The organism is Pseudonocardia pini, from assembly GCF_013870575.1.
GTDB lineage: Bacteria > Actinomycetota > Actinomycetes > Mycobacteriales > Pseudonocardiaceae > Pseudonocardia > Pseudonocardia pini.
Genome location: NZ_JACBXB010001114.1, coordinates 1 through 1307, shown reverse-complemented (window position 1 = coordinate 1307; position 1307 = coordinate 1). Strand labels below are relative to the sequence as shown.

Here is a 1307-nt window from a genome sequence, read left to right as displayed (position 1 = left end):
CGCAGCGCCCTGCGGTCGCGCTCGGCCGCGTCGATCCCGCGCTCGCCGAGCCCGTACCCGAGGTTCTCGAAGGCGGTCAGCGACCCGAACAGGGACGTGTCGAACAGCGAGCAGCCGCCGAGCAGCACACCGCTGCCCCGGCGGAGGGCACGGAGCCGCTCCTCGCTCGCGGCGAACACGTCCTCGTCGCCGATCCGCACCCGCCCCGCGTCCGGGGCGCCGAGCCCGGCGAGGTGGTTGACGAGGGTGGTCTTGCCCGCCCCGGACGGTCCCATCAGGACGGTCACCGAGCCCGGCGCGAGCCGCAGACCCAGCCGGACGAGCACCGGCTCGCCGCCCCGGACGGTCGTGACCCGGCTCAGCTCGACGGCGGGGCCTCGCTGAGCGGACATCGACGGGCCTCCGGTGGTCGTGTGCGCGGACGGTAGCAATGAGTGAGCGTCTGATCGGCCCTCCGTAATGGGGACATCCCTCCCTCGTCCTGGGTGCTTCTGCTCCGAACGGGGTACGGCGGGCCGTAGCCTGGCGCCATGTCACACCCCGATCAGGTCACCGGGCCGATGCCGGTCACCCGGTACGCGGACGAGGACCGGCCTGACCGCCTCTCGCGGCGCGTCGTCGTCTCGGGCGTCGCCTGGGTCCTCGTCGCGGCCGCCGCCGTCGTGGGCTGGATCGGCACGGGGGAGGCCGGGTCCGGCGCCGCCGACGCCGAGTCGCTCGGCCGGATCCAGGGGCAGCTCGGCGAGTCCGCGGTGGCCGCGCCCTCGGCGGGCGTCCCGCCGGTGCTGCTCCTCGTCGTCGCGGCGCTGCTGGTGCTCGCCACCGTCGGGCTCCTGGCCCGCCGCGGTGTCGTGCGCCTGCCGCTGGTGGTGCTCGGGGTGGCCGCGATCCTGCTGCTCGCGCTTGCGGGCCGGTGGGAGACCCTGCCCGCGATGGCGTTCGCCGTCGTCGGCACACTGCCCCTGCTGACGGGTGCGACGCACCGCTGGCTCACGTCGCGGTGACGCCGCGACACGGACGAGGAGGTCCGACGATGGTTCCCGGATGGGACTGGTTCTCGGTGCGGGTCGACTGGGTGCACCTGGCCCGCGGCGCATCGCTGTGCTTCACCGTGCTGGTGATCGGCGGGCTCTCCGCGCCGATGGCCTCGCGGATCCCGCTGGTCGGGCCCGCGTGGCTGATCATCACGGCGATCGTGGCGTTCGTCGTGGCCGGCTACCGCATCGGCGACGCCGCCGTGCCCCGCCTGCACGGTGCCGCGGCGGCGGTCGCGGGCTACCTGCTGGTCCTGCCGCTCGTCGCCATGG

2 protein-coding genes and 1 pseudogene are annotated in these 1307 nt (G+C 75.1%); 2 read left to right on the top strand and 1 reads right to left on the bottom strand.

Annotated elements, in window-relative coordinates:
• Nucleotides 1–392 (bottom strand): ATP-binding cassette domain-containing protein (locus H5J29_RS33010; RefSeq protein WP_181784809.1); only part of this gene is annotated, 392 nt, incomplete at its 3' end.
• 138 nt (nt 393–530) lie between these two features.
• On the opposite strand from H5J29_RS33010, the gene H5J29_RS33005 reads away from it, so the two are divergent.
• Both H5J29_RS33005 and H5J29_RS33000 read left to right on the top strand, forming a co-directional pair.
• Nucleotides 531–1004 carry a hypothetical protein gene (locus H5J29_RS33005; protein WP_181784808.1) on the top strand — a complete coding sequence of 158 codons (474 nt, stop codon included), beginning with the start codon at nt 531–533 and terminating at the stop codon, nt 1002–1004.
• Nucleotides 1005–1033: 29 nt separating this feature from the next.
• Nucleotides 1034–1307: pseudogene (locus tag H5J29_RS33000) on the top strand (hypothetical protein); the annotation flags it as partial.